Below are 16,936 nucleotides of genomic sequence, written 5' to 3' on the forward strand. Positions count from 1 at the left end.
CCGGGGTTCAGCCCTTCGCCGCCGCCGCCAGCGCCTCGCGCAGGTGGCCGCCGCACTCCGCCAGCAGCCGGGCCGCCGTCGGACCGTCCACCTCGGCCAGGATGGCCAGGACGGCGTTCTTCACCTCGCCGTCCGTGGCCGCCAGGGCCGCTTCGACCTCGTCGTCCGAGGCGCCCGTGGCCAGGGCGACGATACGGCGGGAGCGGGCCCGCAGCTTGTCGTTGGAGGCCCGGACGTCGACCATCAGGTTCCCGTACGTCTTGCCCAGGCGGATCATCGTGATCGTCGAGAGCATGTTGAGGACGAGCTTCTGGGCCGTGCCGGCCTTCAGACGGGTGGAGCCGGTCAGCAGTTCCGGGCCCACCACGATCTCGATGCCGTGGTCGGCCGCCGCCGCCAGCGGGCTGTCCGGGTTGCAGGCCAGGCCGATGGTCAGCGCGCCGTGTGCCCGGGCGTGCTCGACCGCGCCCAGGGCGTACGGGGTGCGGCCGGAGGCGGAGATCCCGACCACCGTGTCGTCGGGGGTCGGCTTCAGCGCGTCGAGGTCCGCCCGCGCCAGCTCCCGGGAGTCCTCCGCGCCCTCCACCGAGGTGACCACGGCCTCACGGCCGCCCGCGATCAGGCCCACCACTTGCTCGGGATCGGTGTTGAAGGTCGGCGGGCACTCGGAGGCGTCCAGGACGCCGAGCCGGCCCGCCGTGCCGGCGCCCGCGTAGACCAGCCGCCCGCCCCGCGCCATCCGCTCGGCGACGGCGTCGACGGCGGCGGCGATCTCCGGCAGCCGCCGCGCCACCGCGCCGGCGACGGTCGCGTCCTCGTCGTTCATCAGCCGGGCGATGTCGAGGGTGGGCAGGCGGTCGATGTCCGCGAGCTCGGGGCGGAACGCCTCGGTGGTCAGCGACTCCAGCTCGGCACGGAGGTCGCGGGAGTGGGGCGTGGAGGTCATCGGACGGCTCTTTCCGGTGTCTTTCCGGGGCTTTCCGGGGTTTTCCTGCGCGGGGTGTGCGGGCTGCGCGTGGTGCGCGGGGTGGGGAGGCCGCACCCCGCGGGCGCTCGCGGTCTACCGCGAACCGCTCCGGTGCCGGTGCGCCAGCGCCTCGTACGACGCCGACAGCGCGGGCGCCGCCGTGTCGTACGTCCGCTGCGCCACCCCCACGAACAGGCAGTCCACCACCAGGAGCTGGCTGGTCCGGGACGACATGGCGGCCGGGCGCAGTTCGCTCTCCCGGGCGGTGGAGGTGGTCAGGACGTGGTCGGCGTACTGGGTGACCGGGCCGTCCGGCCGCCCGGTGACGGCCACCGTCGTCGCCCCGCGCTCGAAGGCCACGCGCAGCGGCTCGATGACGTCCCCGGTCGAACCGGAGTGCGTGATGGCGACGGCCACGTCACCCGGACGCAGCTGCACGGCGTTGGTCACGGCGAGGTGCGGGTCGCTGTGGGCGTGGGCTATGAGCCCCACGCGCAGGAGCTTCTGGGTGAGGTCCTGGGCGACCAGCCCGGACGCGCCGACCCCGTAGACGTCGGTGCGGCGGGCCGACGCCAGCGCCGCGACCGCCGCGCCGAGCTGGACGGTGTCGAGGCCGGCGGCGGTGTCGGCGAGGGTCTGCTGCTCGTCGAGGGCCAGCTTCGCCACCACGTCGGCGATCGGGTCGTCCACCGCGATGTCGGTCGTGATGGCGGGCGCCCGGCCGGACTGCTGCTGCGCGGCGAGCCCGGCGAGGGCCAGGCGCAGGTCGCGGTAGCCCGGATAGCCCAGCAGGCGCGCGGTGCGTACGACGGTCGCCTCGCTGGTGCCGGTGCGCTCGGCGAGGCCGGTGACCGTGAGGGCCGCGCAGCCGGCCGGGTCGCTCGCGACGGCCTCGGCGACCCGCTGCATGGAACGGGTCATCGACGGTGCCAGCGTGCGCACTTTGGCCGCGAGGGCGGCGGGCGCGGGCGGTGTGCCGCCGGTGCCGCTCCGCCCGCTCCCGAAAATTTCCTTCACATGGCGGGTCACGTGTGAAAGATATTTTCGGTTCGGTGGGGTGGTCAAGAGTGCGCACAATGGGTGCATGGATCCCACCGGCAACTCCGTCAGTTCCCTGGAACAGGCCCTGCACGCGGCCCGCGCCCTCGTGCTCGCCGACCTGGTCGCGCGCGAGGTCGCCGAGGCCGACGTGGTGTCCCTGGTCGAGGACTCCGTCGCCCAGCGGCGGTGGTGGGTCGAACAGTGGCCCGAGGGCGTGGAGTACCTGGCCGGACTGGTCGCGCAGGACGTGCAGGACGCCCTCCTGGAGCGCAAGGGCCGCTGGCCCCTGTGCCCGGTGTGCGGCTCGGGCGACCCGCACGCGCTGGACGTCGAGCCCGAACTCGGCCCCGATCCGCACTGGGTGTGCCACAAGTCGGGCGTGAAGGTCGCGGCGGTGGGCGGACTGGGAGCGGTCCTCGGCGGCACCTCGTCGTGAAGGGACCCGTGACGGACCCGTGACGATCTACATCGACCCGCCGGCCTGGCCCGGCCACGGCCTGCTGTGGTCGCACCTGGTCAGCGACGTCTCGTACGAGGAACTGCACGCGTTCGCCGAGGAACTGGGCCTGCCCCGGCGGGCCTTCGAACGCGACCACTACGACCTCCCCGCGCAGCGGTACGCGGACGCGGTGCGCGCCGGCGCGGTGGAGGTCAGCAGCCGCGAGGTGGTGCGGCTGCTGCACGGGGCCGGACTGCGCAGGCCGAAGCGGCGCGTTCAGCGCCGGGACGCGCGCAGCTCGTAGACGAACTGCCCGCCGTCCTCGGCCACCCGGGTGAAGCCCGCCCGGGTGACGACGTTCTGCGACGGCACGTTGGCGTGGTCGACGACCGCGATGACGGCCCGTACGCCGTCCCGCTCCAGCGCCCACGCCGACAGCGCGCGCAGCGCCTCGGTGGCGTGACCCCGGCCGCGGGCGCCCTCGACCAGGTCGTAGCCGACCTCGACCAGGCCGTCCTCGTCCGGGGCGCCGTGGAAACCCATGGCGCCGACCGCGCGGCCGTCCTCGCGGCGGACGAGCGCGTACATGCCCCACTCCGGGCGCAGCACCCCGGCCTCGTACTGCTTGACCACCAGGCCCGCGCCCTCCCGGGTGCCCCCGATCGGCCCGCCCGCGATCCACGCGAAACCGCCGTCGCCGCCCGCCGACAGGTCCAGGGCGGCCGCCGGGGTGACGCCCTGGAGGGTGAGCCGGTCGGCGGGGAGCACCAGGTTGTTGCACCAGCGCCACTCGGTGACCGGGGCGCGGCCGGGCAGGTCGCCGCGGCCGGTGGCCCACAGCAGCGTCCGCCAGGGGTCCGGGCCGGGCCGGACGTGCGGGAAGATCCGGGTCAGGACGGACCCGCACAGCCCGGCGGGCGGTTCGTACGCCACGCCCAGGCCCTCGGCGATGTCGTGCGTGTGCAGCAGGACCTCGGCCACGCCCATCGCGGCGAAACCCTCGCGGTCGGCGCTGCGGAAGGGGTACGGGTGGAACGCGCGGACCTCGCGGGGGGTGGTGCGGACCGCGGCGGCCAGCAGGGCGCCGGTGGTGCGGATCACGTCCAGGACGCCCGCGTTGCCGGTGTCCTCGTCGAGCGTGATGCCGAAGGGGACGTACGCGTCCCGCGCCCGGCCCGCCAACTGCCCGGCGTACGCGATGAGGTCGCCCGCGACGTGCACCGCCGTCGCCCGGCAGCTCCACTCCAGCCGCCCGGCCCGCACCGCCTCCCAGTCCCGGTCCACGACCGTCCCGAGCAGCGCCACGCAGTCCGCGACCGCCTCGTCCACCTGATCCCCGCCCATGGCCCTCATACGGGGAGGCTAGGGGGCCGCCGTCCCCGGGGTCGACAGCATTTCCAGCTCGGCCGTGAGGTTGTAGCGCGCCGTCGCCTCCCACTTCTCCCGGCCGTACGGCGTGCGGAACAGCCGGGGCAGGGCGAGGAGCCGGCGCAGGATCTCGGCGCGGCCCGCGCGGAAGGCGTCGTTCGGGACGAAGTGGTACTCCTCGCGGACGGCCGCGGTGTAGGCGGCGTACGCCGACGGCGGCGAGGCGAGGACCGCGAGGTCGGCGTCGCACAGGACCTGGCCGTCGGGGTCGTCGCCGGCCGGGTCGTGGGTGACGGTGAGGCGGACCAGGCGGGCCACCTCGGCGGTCTTCTCGTCGCTCAGCCCGGCCTCGGGCAGGGCGCGTTCGGCGAGACGGGCCGAACGCTCCTCGTTCTCGGAGCGCTCGGGCAGGTAGACGGCGTCGTGGAACCAGGCGGCCAGCCGTACGACGTCCGGGTCGGCCGCGTACTCCTCCAGCTCGTCGACGCGGTCCAGGACCGCGCCGAGGTGGGTGAGCGTGTGGTAGCGGCGCTGCGGCTCCTGCCAGCGGGCCAGCAGGTTGTCGGCGTACGGCGCCGGGTCGGGACCGGCGCCGCCCCGGGCTGCCTCCAGGGTGCGGACGAAGCGGGCGCGCAGGGCTTCGGGATCGGCCATGCGCCCATTGTCCCGTGTCGCGGCGGGGGAGGGGCGCGTAGGCTTGGATTGGACTAGACCTGTAGCCGCCGTCGATCACCGATGAATGGGGTCCCATGAGCAAGCGTGCAGTTCTGGAGGTGATCGCCCTCGACGCCGAGGACGCGGTCGCGGCCCGGGCGGGAGGCGCGGACCGCCTCGAACTGGTCACCGACATGGCTGCCGACGGGCTCACCCCGCCGGCCGCGACGGTCGCCGGGATCCGCGACGCCGTCGACCTCCCGCTGCGGGTGATGTTGCGGCTGACGGACGGTTTCGCGGCCGGGGACCCCGAGGACGTCGACCGGCTGGTCCGCGCGGCGGGGGAGCTGCGGGAGGCCGGGGCCGAGGAGTTCGTGCTCGGCTTCCTCGACGCGGACGGCGCGGTGGACCTGGACGCGGTGGAGCGGGTCGTCGCCGCCCTGGACGGCTGCCCGTGGACCTTCCACCGGGCCATCGACCGGGCCGCCGACCGCGACGCCCTGCGCAAGCAGCTCGACGGACTGCCCGGCCTCGACACGTACCTGACGGCCGGATCGGCCGCGGGCGTCGACGACGGCCTGCCCACGCTGCTGGCCGAGGCGGGCCGGCGGGGGGAGCCGGGATACGAGCAGCAGCTGCTGGTGGGCGGCGGGCTGCGCCTCGACCACGTACCGGCCCTGCTGGCGGCCGGGATCGACGGCTTCCACATCGGCGGGGCGGCCCGGCCGCGGGGCTGGGGCGCGCCCGTCTCGGCGGAGGCGGTCGCCACCTGGCGGGCCGCCGTGGACGCCGCCTGACGCGCGGCCGCCCGGCCGCAGGCCCGGGCGGCCGGCGCCGTGCGGGTCCTGGGGCGTGTCGTCGCGGGGCAGGCGGGAGTTCGACGAGGGCTAGGACAACTGCTCCGGCAGCGGTGCCGCGTGGGTCACGACCAGGCCCGACACCGCTCGGGTCAGCGCCACGTACAGGCGGCGCAGGCCGGTGCGTTCGTCCGGTTCGCCGTCGACCACCGCCCGGGGTTCGTCCAGGACCACGTAGTCGTACTCCAGGCCCTTGGCGAGGGACGCCGGGACCAGGGTCAGACGGGTCTGCCGGGTGGTCTCCTCGCCCGGGGACAGGTACGGGACGCCCGCCGCGGCCAGCGCGCCGGCGAGCTCGGGGACGCGGGCGTCGGCGGCGATCAGGCCGATGGAGCCCTCGTGGCGCAGCACCTCGCGGCAGGCGCCGACCACGTCGGCGGCCCCGGTGACCGCGCGGATCTCGAACAGGCCCGGGTTCTCGCGGATCGAGGCGACCGGCGTCAGGTCCGGGGCGATGTGCGGCAGCAGCCGCGAGGCGTAGGCGATGACGTCGGCCGGGACGCGGAAGCCGGCCGTCAGCTCCTCGACGACCGCGTCCGGCTTGCCGAGGTGGGCCAGGGCCTCCCGCCAGCTCCGGGTCGCCCACGGGGTGGTGCCCTGCGCCAGGTCGCCCAGCACGGTCGCCGAACCCGTGGTGCACCGGCGGCCCACCGCCCGGTACTGCATGGGGGAGAGGTCCTGGGCCTCGTCGAGGACGACGTGCCCGAGGGAGTGCGTGCGCCGGATCAGGTCGGCGGCCTCGTCGATCAGCACCGCGTCCGCGGGCGACCACTTCGCCGACTTCACCGACCGCGCCGGCTTCGCCCACAGGATCGCCTTCTGCTCCTCGGCGGTGAGGATCCCCTCCGCGTGCTCGGCCAGGAAGTCCGCGTCGGACAGCAGCCGCAGCACGAGCTTCGCCGGGTCGACCGCCGGCCAGACCGCCTTCACGGCCGCCTTCACCGCGCTGTTGCGGGCCACCGCGTCCTGCACCCGGTCGTCCGGCGCCTCGCCCGCCCGCTCCATCTGCACCAGCACGGCGTGCGCGATGCGCTGCGGCAGGGCCTCGCGGGCGGCGCCGTAGCGGATGTCCCGCTCCAGCAACTCGCCGACGATGTCCTGCAGTTCGTACGCCGCCACCCGCCAGCGGCGCGAGCCGCGCACCACCACGACCGGTTCGGCGGGCGTCGTCACGTGCGCGTACAGGGCCTTGCGCAGCACCCGCGCCATCCGCGCGTCGCCCTTGACGGCCGCCGCCGTCGCGTCGTCCGTGCCGCGCACCTCCACGTGCGCGACCAGGTCGTCCACCGTCGCCTGCTGGACCGTCAGCTCGCCCAGGGCGGGCAGCACCTGCTCGATGTAGTTCAGGAAGGACCGGTTCGGCCCGATGACCAGGGTGCCGCTGCGGGCCAGCCGCTCGCGGTGGGCGTACAGCAGGTACGCGACCCGGTGCAGGCCGACGGCGGTCTTCCCGGTGCCCGGGCCGCCCTGCACGCACACCGTGCCGGACAGCCCGGACCGCACGATCTCGTCCTGCTCGGGCTGGATGGTGGCGACGATGTCGCGCATCGGGCCGACGCGGGGCCGCTCGATCTCCTGCTGGAGCAGCCGGCTGGTGCGCGCCGCCTCGGCCGGGTCGGACAGGTGCTCGTCCTCGTACGCGGTGAGCTCGCCGCCGGTGTAGCCGAAGCGGCGGCGCAGCGCGATGTCCATGGGGTCCTTCTTGGACGCCCGGTAGAACGGCTGCGAGACCGGCGCACGCCAGTCGATCACCATCGGGTCGCCGTCGGCGTCGTGCACGTGCCGGCGCCCGATGTAGAAGCGCTCCCCCTGCGCCCCCTCGGCCCGCTGGGCGCCCGGCGCGTGCAGGTAGTCGAGCCGGCCGAAGAACAGCGGGGTGTCGCTGAGGTCGGCCAGGGCCTTGATGCGCTCCCCGATCTGGCGCTGCAGGACCTGGGCGTTGACCCAGTTCGCGGCGACGTCGCTGATGTCGAGGGACTCGACGTCCTCGCGCATCGCGCGCAGGGCGGCCCGGGACGCGGCCAGGTGCGCGCGCTCGCGGGAGAGGGGATCGCCGGCGGGCGTGGACGGCGTGGACGGCGTGGACGGCGTGGACAAGGGGGGTGCCTCCGGAAGACCTGCGGGAAGGGCGCTGGGGGGCCGGCCGGTTTCCGAGCGGTCGGCGGCACTCCGAGAGGAGGCGGGCAAGGGCGGAGATTCTAGGACGGCCGCACCGGTGGGGGCCAACCGTTTTCCCCTGGAGGCCAACCGTTTTCCCCGTCCGCCGCTCCCCCGCCCCGCGGCGTCCGGTCCTTCGCCGCCTCATCCCCCCGGGGGACGCGGGCCCCGTCCCCGGGGGGAGGGGGTCGGTCCGCGGGCGTACCCGCGGGCCCCGCGGGTTCGGCCCGCGGACCGATGCCCCCGCCCCGGGCCCGGAGCGACCCTGGAGACATGAGTTCAGCGACCTTCACCCCGACCCCCGGCCGGTCCGGCGCGACCGCCCTCCAGGGCGGTCACCCCCATCGCCTCGGCGACGCCCTGCGCGCCGTCAGGGTGTTCCTGGGCGCTGCCTTCGACGTGGTCGTGCTCGGCGAGTACGGCACGGAGACGGGCCTGGTCCGCCGCAGGTGAGCCCCCCGCGGGCCCTCAGTTCTCCGCGAGCAGCTCGTCCGCGTCCACGATCCGGTACGCGTAGCCCTGCTCCGCCAGGAAGCGCTGCCGGTGGGCGGCGAAGTCCTGGTCGATGGTGTCCCGCGCCACCACCGAGTAGAAGTGCGCCTGGTGACCGTCGGCCTTGGGCCGCAGCACCCGGCCGAGGCGTTGGGCCTCCTCCTGGCGCGAGCCGAAGGTGCCCGACACCTGGATCGCCACCGTCGCCTCCGGCAGGTCGATCGAGAAGTTCGCGACCTTGGACACCACCAGCACGCTGATCTCGCCCTCGCGGAAGGCGTCGAAGAGCTTCTCCCGCTGCGCGTTGGACGTCTCGCCCTTGATCACCGGCGCGCCCAGGTGCTCGCCGAGCTCGTCGAGCTGGTCGATGTACTGGCCGATGACCAGGATCTGCTGCCCGGCGAAGCGCCGCACGATCGCCTCGGTGACCTTCCGCTTGGTCGCGGTCGTGGCGCAGAAGCGGTACTTCTCCTCGGTCTCGGCCGTGGCGTACGCGAGCCGCTCGGCGTCGGTCAGGTTGACCCGGACCTCCACGCAGTCGGCGGGCGCGATGTAGCCCTGCGCCTCGATCTCCTTCCACGGCGCGTCGAACCGCTTGGGCCCGATCAGGGAGAACACGTCCGACTCGCGGCCGTCCTCGCGCACCAGCGTCGCGGTCAGACCGAGGCGGCGCCGGGCCTGGAGGTCGGCGGTGAACTTGAAGACGGGGGCGGGCAGCAGGTGCACCTCGTCGTAGACGATCAGCCCCCAGTCCCGGGAGTCGAACAGCTCCAGATGGGGGTAGACCCCCTTCCGCCTGGTCGTCAGCACCTGGTAGGTGGCGATGGTGACGGGCCGGATCTCCTTCTTCGTCCCGCTGTACTCGCCGATCTCGTCCTCGGTCAGCGTGGTCCGCTTCACCAGCTCGTGCTTCCACTGCCGGGCCGAGACCGTGTTGGTGACGAGGATCAGGGTGGTCGACTGCGCCTGCGCCATCGCCCCGGCGCCGACCAGCGTCTTGCCGGCGCCGCAGGGCAGGACGACGACGCCGGACCCGCCGTGCCAGAAGTTCTCCACGGCCTGCTTCTGGTACGGCCGCAGCGCCCAGCCGTCCTCGCGCAGCCCGATGGGGTGCGCCTCGCCGTCGACGTACCCGGCGAGGTCCTCGGCGGGCCAGCCGAGCTTCAGCAGCACCTGCTTGATCTGCCCGCGCTCGGAGGGGTGCACGGCGACGGTGTCGGGGTCGATGCGGGCGCCGACCAGCGGGGTGATCCGCCTGGACTTCAGCACCTCCTCCAGCACCGGCCGGTCGGTGGTCGTCAGGACCAGCCCGTGCGCCGGGTGCTTGCTGAGGGTCAGCCGGCCGTAGCGGTCCATCGTCTCGGCGATGTCGACGAGCAGCGCGTGCGGCACCGGGTAGCGGCTGTACTGCACCAGCGCGTCGACGACCTGCTCGGCGTCGTGGCCCGCCGCCCGCGCGTTCCACAGGCCCAGCGGTGTCACCCGGTAGGTGTGGATGTGCTCCGGCGCCCGCTCCAGCTCGGCGAACGGCGCGATGGCCCGACGGCAGTCGTCGGCCTGCTCGTGGTCGACCTCCAGGAGCAGGGTCTTGTCGGACTGGACGATGAGCGGACCATTCACGCGCGGCACCCTTTCATGCGGCCGGACGGCACGGCCGAACGTCCAGTGTGCCTGATCGCCCACCAGGCCGGGATGGCGCGCGCCACCCGTCGTACAGGATGTCTATTCATTCCTGCGGGTGGCGCGGGTCATTCCTGCGGGTGGCGCGGATTGAGCTGTACGGCCGCTCGCTCCGAAGAATGGCGGACGTGCAGCCCCCCACGCGAACCCCGTCCCCGCCCCCGCCCCCGCCGACCGCCACGCTCGGCTACGCCCTGTTCGCCACCCGCTGGCTCCAGGCCCCGTTGTACTTCGGTCTGGTGGCCGTGCAGGGCGTGTACGTCTACAAGTTCTTCTACGAGCTGTGGAACCTGATCGGCCGCTGTGTGACCGGCCGGGCCACCGAGACGTACGTGATGCTCGCCGTGCTCAAACTGGTCGACGTCGTCATGATCGCCAACCTGCTGATCATGGTGATCGTCGGCGGCTACGAGACCTTCGTCTCGCGCATCGGCCTCCAGGGCCACCGCGACCAGCCCGAATGGCTCTCGCACGTCAACCCCAACGTGCTGAAGGTGAAGCTGGCCACCGCCATCGTCGGCATCTCCTCCGTGCACCTGCTCCAGATGTTCGTGGACGTGGAGCACACCTCGCGGCACTCCCTGCTGTGGGGCACGGTGATCCACATGGCCTTCATCGTGTCGGCGGCGATCCTGGCGTACATGTCCGGCCCGATGCTCGCCCGCACCGAGCACGGTCCCGCCCGGGCGGAGCACGATCCCGGACCGGCGCCGGTGGCCGGGGCGGACGAGACCGTGCGGATCCCCGCGCAGGCCGCCCCCCGGGTGTGGCCGTTCCCGGCCGGGGACGGCGGCGAGGAGCGGATCCGCGCGGCCGGGTTCCCCTCCCGCAAGCTGCTGGAGGAGTTCGACGCCGGCCACCCCCGCTCCTTCGACCGGGAGGCCGTGGCCCGGCTCGGCAAGCTGGACTTCGTCGCCGAGCACCGCAACGCGGTGCTCGTCGGCCCGCCCGGCACCGGCAAGACGCACCTGGCGACCGGCATCGGCGTGCGCGCCTGCGAGGCCGGCCACCGGGTGCTGTTCGCGACCGCCGCGCAGTGGGCCGCGCGGCTGGCCGCCGCCGAGGCGGCGGGCCGGCTCGCCGAGGAGCTGACCGCCCTCGACGCCTACCCGCTGCTGATCGTCGACGAGGTCGGCTACGTCCCGTTCGACGCGGATGCCTCCCTGCTGTTCTTCCGGCTGGTCGCGCACCGCTACGAGCGGGCCTCGCTGCTGGTGACCGGCGACCGCCCGCCCGACCGCTGGGAGGAGGTGTTCGCCGGCCCGGCCGCCCCGGCGATGGCGGACCGGCTGGCCCACCACGCCGAGATCGTGCGGATCGACGGGGACAGCTACCGCACGCGCCGGGCTACTTCTGCGTGGGCAGACCGAGATTGTTGATCAGCGGTCCCTCGACGGTGATCCCCTCGGTCACCAGGGGCTCGGCCCCCGCGACCGGGAGCGGCAGCGGGAGCGGGGCGGCCGGGGTCTCGGGCGCGAGCGCCATGACGAGGGCGGCGGCGGTCATGAGCGCGGCGGCGGAGACGGCGACGGCGCCGCGGGCCTGGTCGGGAAACTTGGAACGCATGGGGGGTCAGGGCCTTTCGGGTGCGGGGCGGGGAGTTGCACGCGCCGGGCGCGCCGGGAAGGGGGACGCGTCACCCGCGGCGGGCCGGTCCCGCAACGCCGGGGCCGGCCCGCCGGGAACGGGAACGCGTCAGATGGCCGGTGTCTCCAGGACGAACCCGGCGACGTCGATGCCGATCGCCGCGGCCTGCGTGGCGAACGCGCCGAGCATCACGGCGGTGGCGGTCAGGACGGCGGCCACACGACGGGCAGCACGCATGGGGGACTTCCTTTCTGCTGCACTCGCCCGGACTCCCCGCGGGGCGTCCGGGCCTGATCGGAACACCCGTTGGCTGCCCCGGGGCACGCGGCGTGATGCGGCACGCCCGGCAAGGTCGCCCGAGGGTGGGACCTGTCCGGCGTGGCGTGCATGAAGCCCGGCGTACACCCGCAGGAGTGATCCCGGGCGGCCCCGCGGCGGCCTCAGCGGTCGCCGTCGGCGAGCTCCGCGACCCCCGTGATCCGGTGCAGCGGATACGTGCGGACCCCGTCCGCGGTGTGGTCGTACGCCGTCACGAAGCCGCCCTCGACGCGGACCGGCTCGATGACGCGCTGGCTGGCGGCGCCCTCGGCGTTGACGTACCCGATCCACAGGGTCTCGCCGGTCAGGACGGCGGCCTGCAGGGTGGCGAGGGTCTCGGCGGAGGTCGTGCGCGGCAGTGCGCCGCCCGTCGCGGCCGGCGTCCCCGTCTGCTTGCGCGGGACGGTGGAGGCGAGGTCGCCCGCCCGGATGGCGCGGACCGCCGCGGCGAGCAGGGTGTCGTCGGGGACCGGCGGCCCCTCCGGCACCGGCTCGGGGGCCGTGCGGGGCGGGGTGCGGTGGGCGTGCGCCCGGGCGATCAGCACGTCCCCCTCGGCCGACTCGGCGGCCGGCGCGAAGCCCATCGCCCGCAGCCCCTCCAGCAGCGTGGCCGGGTCGGCCTGCGCGGCGAGCACGGTCGGGGCGAGGCGCCGCAGCCCGAGCCCGGCGGCCCGCCGGTCGGCGAGGATCTCGTTCAGCATCGCGTCGTCGTCGCAGCGCACGTACGCCGAGGCCGCGCCCACCCGCAGGTGCCCGTGCCGGCGGGCCACGTCGTCGATCAGGTACGCCAGCGGCTGCGGCACCGGCGTACGGGAGTGCTCGGCGAGGAAGGCGTGCAGGTCGGCGGCGGTCCGCCCGGCGTCCAGTGCCCGCCGTACCGAGCCCGGCGTGAACCGGTAGACGGTGGCCCCGCCCTTCGACTCCACGTCCGCGAGCACGCCGAGCACGTCGGCCAGCGGACGCCGCAGCGGGCCCGGTGCCACCGCGGTCAGGTCGGCCTGCAGCAGGACGTGGTCCAAGGGCTCGGGCAGGAGGGGCGCCAGGAGGCGGGCGGCGGTGGCGGCGGCGGTGGCCTGCTCGGCGGGGGAGAGGGGGGCCGGCGCCGGGGTGGGCCGGTGGTGGACGGGGAGCTTGTCCCCGGGGCCCTCGGGGTCCGCCTGCGGTGCCCTCGGCGCCGGTGCCCCGAGCAGGGCCCGTCCGTGCGCGGACAGCGCGCCCCGCCCCGTGACGCCCAGCAGCTCCGCCTCGGACAGCGTCCACCGGGCGAGCCGGCCGCGCAGGTCGTCGTCCTTCCCCCCGGCCCGGCCCCGTTCGTGGGGGGCCTCCACGGGCCCGCGCGGCGGCCTCTCCCAGCGCAACCGGGCCAGCAGCGACCCGGCGGACGGCGCGGCTCCCTCCGGCAGCCCGGCCAGCAGCGCCAGCACGCGGTGCCGCACCTCGGGCGCCGCCGAGCGGTCCAGTCCCGGCCCCAGCGCCGACAGCGTGCGGTCCCTGGCGTCCCGTCCGCCGACCAGCCCGGCCGTGCGGGTCGCGGTGAGCCACGCGGTGGCCAGCCGCGCCCAGCGTTCGGCGGCGGGCAGTTCGCGCCACTCGTCGTACGCGGGGGTCGCCGCGTACCGCTCGTCGGCCTCGCCGTCGGAGGCGACGAGGCCCGCCGCGTACGCCAGTTCCACCCAGAAGGCGGCGACCGGCTCGGACACGTCGAGGGCGACCGCGGTCCGCTTCAGGTCCCGCACGCTCAGCCCGCCGGCCCGCAGCACGGCGGGACCGCCCTCGTCCCATTCCTTCAGCAGCTCCTCGACGGTCGCCAGCGCGGTGTACGCCTGCCCGGCCGCGGTCGCGTCCACGACCTGCGGGCGATGGACGGCGGCGGCCTCGACGGGCGGCGGCACCGGCTCGGGTGCGCGGTGCGCCCGGCCCCGCCGCAGGTGCAGCGCGACCTCCCGGGGCAGCACCACCGTCCCGGGCGCCGTCGGCAGCAGCAGCCCGCGGTCCAGCAGCCAGCGCAGCCGGGGCGCCGGCTCGGGGGCGACCTGGCCGTACGGCGGCCCCCACACCAGGCGTTCCAGCACCTCCAGGGAGTCGGCGGGCGCCCGGTCGAGCAGCGCGGCCATCCGCTCGCGGTCCGTGAACAGGGCGGTCAGAGCGGCCACGGCGGAGACCGGGTCGTGCGTCGAGGGCAGCCCGGCCGTGGTCAGGATCTGCTGGATCCGCCCCGGCGACATCCCGGCGGCGGCTTCCTGGACGGTGGGTCCGAGCCCGGTCGGCGAGGGGTGCTGCGGGGAGGGCGCGAGCAGCTCCCGCGCGGTGCGCACCAGGCGCAGCCGCTCGTCGCCGCCCCAGACGAGGGCCTGCTCGCGCAGGGTGCCCAGGGCGTGCGGCAGGGCCGCGGCGACGGCCGGGTCCCGGTCGTCGCCGGCCAGGAGACCGAGCAGCTCGTCGTAGGTCGCCGGGTCAGCCGCCACGGCCAGCGCCTGGGCCGTCTGCTGAGCGAACCGGTCCAGCCGCTCCAGGGCGCGCACGACCGAGGCGCGGGTGGCGGCGCGGGTGGCGAGCTGCGTGAGGTCGCCGGGGACGGGCGTGAGGAGGTCGGGGCGGCTGCGCAGCAGGGCGGCCAGGGAGCGGTCGTCACGGGCGCGGAGCGCCTCCGCGAGGGAACGGGGGGCCGCGGGGGTCTCCTCGGTGCTCATCCGCTCAACGGTAGCGGGTGGGTACGGCGCCGGGGACGCGTCGGTCCGGGAGGTGCCCGGGGCACACGGGGAGGGGCACGCGCCCGCGCGGAGCCGGGCATCCGGGAGGACGCGGTACCGTCGTGCCACGCGGTTGAACAACGCACCCGCCCCGGAGGGGACTTCGTGGGGATCGAGAGCGACCAGGTCGTTTACGAGTATCTGAGCCGCGTCGGCGACGTGGCGCAGCAGCGGCAGCTGTCGTCGGCCGTCCGCATGCGCCTGGTCGCCGGCCTGCGCAACGAGATCGACCGGCGCCGGGCGAGGACACCCGTCGACAGCCCGGCCGCCGTCCGCCGCATCCTCACCCGCCTCGGCACGCCCGACGAGGTGGTGGCCGCGGCCGCCGGGGACACCGGCACCGGCGGCACGCCCCCGGCCCCGCCCGCCGCCGTCCCCGTGCAGCGCGAGCCGCGGACCGCCGAGCGCGCCAAGGGCGTCCTGCGCCGCGTCGTGCCGCGTCCGCGGCCGGCCGGCCCGGCGCGGCCCGGGGAGGAGCCGCGCCCCTCCGGCGCGCCGTCCCCGCCGCACCTGGCGGCGGCGCACGAGCTCGGGGACGGCGCCGGGGGGCCGGACTGGTGGCGGGTGGACAGCGGCCCCCTCGGCATCGACGACGTGCCCGGCTTCGTGGGCGGCGTGGAGATCCCGGAACTGCTCAAGGCGCCGCCCGCGAAGGAGGCGCCTGGGAAAGAGGCGCCCGGGAAGGAGACGCAGGCGGAGGAGACCGCCGAGGAGGCGGTGCCGGCCGTCGCGGAGCCCGCCGGGGCGCCGGCCGCGCGCCGCCGGCTCCCGCGGCTCGCGTCCGCCGGCCGGAGCAACCCCCTGCTGCTGCTCGCGGCCGGGCTGCTCGTCGTCGGTGCCGTGCTCGGCAACTGGTTCGCCCTGCTGATCGGCTGGGCCATCGCCTACACCTCGCGCCGGCTCACCCCGGCGGAGGCGAAGTGGGCGGTCATGGGCATGCCCGGGCTCGCGGTGGCCGCCGGCGTCGTGTGGCTGTGGGGCCGTACCGACGGCCGCTGGGGTACCCCCGTCGCCGAGGGGCAGATGGACGACGCGCTCGCCGGGACCTGGCCGTGGGTGGTGCGCGGCGCGGCCGTGGCGTCGGCGCTGTTCCTGGTGTGGCGCTCGCAGCGGCGCGGGTGAGCCGGCCGGGGGACCGGGGCCGGCCGCCGCGGGGCCTGGGCCGGCCGTCGCGGGGCCTGGGCACAATGGCCCGCATGGCCTATCCCACCGCGCCCGTGCCGACCGTCGGGTTCGACCTCGACATGACCCTCATCGACTCCCGTCCCGGCATCCGCGCCTGCTACACGGCGCTGTCCGAGCGGACGGGCACGTACATCGACGCCGACCTGGCCGTCACGCGGCTCGGTCCGCCGCTCGCCGAGGAGCTGGCCCACTGGTTCCCGGCCGGCGAGGTGGAGGCGGTGGCCGACCTGTACCGGGCGATGTACCCGGCGATCGCCGTCGCGGCGACGCCCGCGATGCCCGGCGCCCGCGAGGCGGTCGCGGCCGTGCGGGAGGCCGGCGGGCGCGCGGTGGTGGTCACGGCGAAGTACGAGCCGAACGCCAAGCTGCACCTGGCCCACCTCGGCATCGAGCCCGACGCCGTCGTCGGCGACCTGTGGGCCGAGCAGAAGGCGCGGGCGCTGCGCGAGCACGGCGCGGACGTCTACGTCGGCGACCACCTCGGGGACGTGCGCGGCGCCCGGGCGGCGGGCGCGCTGTCGGTCGCGGTGGCCACGGGCCCCTGCCCGGCCGGGGAACTGCGCGCGGCCGGCGCGGACGTCGTCCTCACCGATCTGACGGAATTCCCGCGCTGGTTCTCGCGGTACGCCGACGGGCCGGACTACCGCCCGGAGCGCGCCTGACGCCGCCCGGCCGCGATCGAGCGCAGTACGCCGGCGCCGGCCATCAGGAATCCGACGGCCATGAGCATGCTCAATCCGAACATGTATGTGGGAAAGGGCGTCGTCCCGAGGAACAACGGGGCCACCGTGACCAAGGTGGCCACCGCGCCGATGAAGAAGACGACGGCACCGGCACGGACCAGGCGGTCACCGGGCGCGGCGGAATTCGTTTGGGTTTTGTCACGCACCGGACCAGGGTAGTTCCCAGCGCGAAGGAACGACCGGGTGACGTCTTGTCACCGGCCTGAGGACCATTAGCCTTGGTACCGGCGGGTCTGGGCGGCCCGCCCCAGTGCTATCAAGAGCCCTTTCAGAAGCAGTTTTCCGACGAGTACGAGGACGAGGACAGACGTGCCTACCGGCAAGGTCAAGTGGTTCAACAGCGAGAAGGGCTTCGGCTTTCTCTCCCGCGACGACGGCGGTGACGTCTTCGTCCATTCCTCGGTCCTCCCCGCCGGAGTCGAGACGCTCAAGCCGGGGCAGCGCGTGGAGTTCGGCGTGGTCGCCGGGCAGCGCGGCGACCAGGCGCTCTCCCTGACCCTGCTGGACCCGACCCCGTCGGTCGCCGCCGCGCAGCGCAAGAAGCCCGACGAGCTGGCCTCCATCGTCCAGGACCTGACGACCCTCCTGGAGAACATCACGCCGATGCTGGAGAAGGGCCGCTACCCCGAGAGGGCCTCCGGCAAGAAGATCGCCGGCCTGCTGCGGGCGGTCGCCGACCAGCTCGACGTGTAGCCCGG

The 16,936-nt window shown here is 75.2% G+C and carries 18 protein-coding genes; 8 read left to right on the plus strand and 10 right to left on the minus strand.

The genetic code is table 11. The annotated features are described in order from the left end of the window. Positions 1–7 precede the first annotated feature (7 nt). Positions 8–946: an N-acetylmuramic acid 6-phosphate etherase gene (gene murQ / locus AB0L29_RS03715; protein WP_365822940.1), complete on the minus strand. Its 939-nt coding sequence runs from the start codon at positions 944–946 to the stop codon at positions 8–10. Positions 947–1,060: 114 nt separating this feature from the next. Further along, positions 1,061–1,996 (minus strand): MurR/RpiR family transcriptional regulator, encoded by a 936-nt coding sequence (locus AB0L29_RS03720; protein WP_365822942.1) that lies wholly within the window; start codon positions 1,994–1,996, stop codon positions 1,061–1,063. A gap of 55 nt (positions 1,997–2,051) precedes the next feature. Here AB0L29_RS03720 and AB0L29_RS03725 point away from each other — a divergent pair, with 55 nt between their 5' ends. Further along, positions 2,052–2,444, plus strand: coding sequence for a hypothetical protein (locus AB0L29_RS03725; RefSeq protein WP_365822944.1), 393 nt, complete (start codon positions 2,052–2,054; stop codon positions 2,442–2,444). Positions 2,445–2,463: 19 nt separating this feature from the next. Further along, complete coding sequence (locus tag AB0L29_RS03730; protein ID WP_365822946.1) at positions 2,464–2,751, plus strand: DUF4031 domain-containing protein; 288 nt, start codon at positions 2,464–2,466, stop codon at positions 2,749–2,751. Here AB0L29_RS03730 and AB0L29_RS03735 read toward each other — a convergent pair. Both AB0L29_RS03735 and AB0L29_RS03740 read right to left on the minus strand, forming a co-directional pair. Continuing rightward, positions 2,724–3,800 (minus strand): GNAT family N-acetyltransferase, encoded by a 1,077-nt coding sequence (locus AB0L29_RS03735; RefSeq protein WP_365822948.1) that lies wholly within the window; start codon positions 3,798–3,800, stop codon positions 2,724–2,726. The two genes, AB0L29_RS03730 and AB0L29_RS03735, sit on opposite strands and share 28 nt — an antisense overlap. A 9-nt stretch (positions 3,801–3,809) precedes the next feature. Next, complete coding sequence (locus AB0L29_RS03740; protein ID WP_365822950.1) at positions 3,810–4,469, minus strand: hypothetical protein; 660 nt, start codon at positions 4,467–4,469, stop codon at positions 3,810–3,812. 95 nt (positions 4,470–4,564) lie between these two features. On the opposite strand from AB0L29_RS03740, the gene AB0L29_RS03745 reads away from it, so the two are divergent. Beyond that, complete coding sequence (locus AB0L29_RS03745) at positions 4,565–5,266, plus strand: copper homeostasis protein CutC (RefSeq protein WP_365822952.1); 702 nt, start codon at positions 4,565–4,567, stop codon at positions 5,264–5,266. A 90-nt stretch (positions 5,267–5,356) separates the two neighbouring features. Here AB0L29_RS03745 and AB0L29_RS03750 read toward each other — a convergent pair whose 3' ends face one another. Beyond that, positions 5,357–7,321 carry a UvrD-helicase domain-containing protein gene (locus tag AB0L29_RS03750; RefSeq protein WP_365823423.1) on the minus strand — a complete coding sequence of 655 codons (1,965 nt, stop codon included), beginning with the start codon at positions 7,319–7,321 and terminating at the stop codon, positions 5,357–5,359. 435 nt (positions 7,322–7,756) lie between these two features. Between AB0L29_RS03750 and AB0L29_RS03755 the strand changes: the two genes are divergently transcribed. Continuing rightward, positions 7,757–7,936: a hypothetical protein gene (locus AB0L29_RS03755; RefSeq protein WP_365822954.1), complete on the plus strand. Its 180-nt coding sequence runs from the start codon at positions 7,757–7,759 to the stop codon at positions 7,934–7,936. A gap of 15 nt (positions 7,937–7,951) precedes the next feature. Here AB0L29_RS03755 and AB0L29_RS03760 read toward each other — a convergent pair whose 3' ends face one another. After that, positions 7,952–9,595, minus strand: coding sequence for a DNA repair helicase XPB (locus tag AB0L29_RS03760; protein ID WP_365822956.1), 1,644 nt, complete (start codon positions 9,593–9,595; stop codon positions 7,952–7,954). Positions 9,596–9,774: 179 nt separating this feature from the next. On the opposite strand from AB0L29_RS03760, the gene istB reads away from it, so the two are divergent. Continuing rightward, positions 9,775–11,034, plus strand: a complete 1,260-nt coding sequence (gene istB / locus AB0L29_RS03765; protein WP_365822958.1) for an IS21-like element helper ATPase IstB — start codon at positions 9,775–9,777, stop codon at positions 11,032–11,034. Here istB and AB0L29_RS03770 read toward each other — a convergent pair. The 3 genes from AB0L29_RS03770 to AB0L29_RS03780 all read right to left on the minus strand — a co-directional run bounded on the left by AB0L29_RS03770 (position 11,003) and on the right by AB0L29_RS03780 (position 14,250). After that, positions 11,003–11,221: a hypothetical protein gene (locus AB0L29_RS03770; protein WP_365822960.1), complete on the minus strand. Its 219-nt coding sequence runs from the start codon at positions 11,219–11,221 to the stop codon at positions 11,003–11,005. The genes istB and AB0L29_RS03770 overlap by 32 nt on opposite strands. A 129-nt stretch (positions 11,222–11,350) precedes the next feature. After that, complete coding sequence (locus tag AB0L29_RS03775; protein WP_365822962.1) at positions 11,351–11,479, minus strand: hypothetical protein; 129 nt, start codon at positions 11,477–11,479, stop codon at positions 11,351–11,353. 203 nt (positions 11,480–11,682) lie between these two features. Further along, a complete protein-coding gene (locus AB0L29_RS03780; RefSeq protein ID WP_365822964.1) occupies positions 11,683–14,250 on the minus strand; it encodes a helicase C-terminal domain-containing protein in 2,568 nt (855 codons plus the stop codon). 165 nt (positions 14,251–14,415) lie between these two features. Between AB0L29_RS03780 and AB0L29_RS03785 the strand changes: the two genes are divergently transcribed. Then, positions 14,416–15,432, plus strand: coding sequence for a hypothetical protein (locus AB0L29_RS03785; RefSeq protein ID WP_365822966.1), 1,017 nt, complete (start codon positions 14,416–14,418; stop codon positions 15,430–15,432). A 74-nt stretch (positions 15,433–15,506) separates the two neighbouring features. Beyond that, the gene (locus AB0L29_RS03790; protein WP_365822968.1) at positions 15,507–16,157 is read left to right on the plus strand and encodes an HAD family hydrolase; all 651 of its coding nucleotides are present in this window, start codon (positions 15,507–15,509) and stop codon (positions 16,155–16,157) included. Here the strand turns inward: AB0L29_RS03790 and AB0L29_RS03795 are convergent. Next, positions 16,136–16,384, minus strand: coding sequence for a hypothetical protein (locus tag AB0L29_RS03795; protein WP_365822970.1), 249 nt, complete (start codon positions 16,382–16,384; stop codon positions 16,136–16,138). The two genes, AB0L29_RS03790 and AB0L29_RS03795, sit on opposite strands and share 22 nt — an antisense overlap. 163 nt (positions 16,385–16,547) lie before the next feature. On the opposite strand from AB0L29_RS03795, the gene AB0L29_RS03800 reads away from it, so the two are divergent. Continuing rightward, positions 16,548–16,931 carry a cold-shock protein gene (locus AB0L29_RS03800; RefSeq protein WP_365822972.1) on the plus strand — a complete coding sequence of 128 codons (384 nt, stop codon included), beginning with the start codon at positions 16,548–16,550 and terminating at the stop codon, positions 16,929–16,931. Positions 16,932–16,936: the final 5 nt, after the last annotated feature.

Origin of the sequence: Streptomyces sp. NPDC052701 (assembly GCF_040678355.1) — a bacterium.
In the GTDB taxonomy this organism is placed as follows: domain Bacteria; phylum Actinomycetota; class Actinomycetes; order Streptomycetales; family Streptomycetaceae; genus Streptomyces.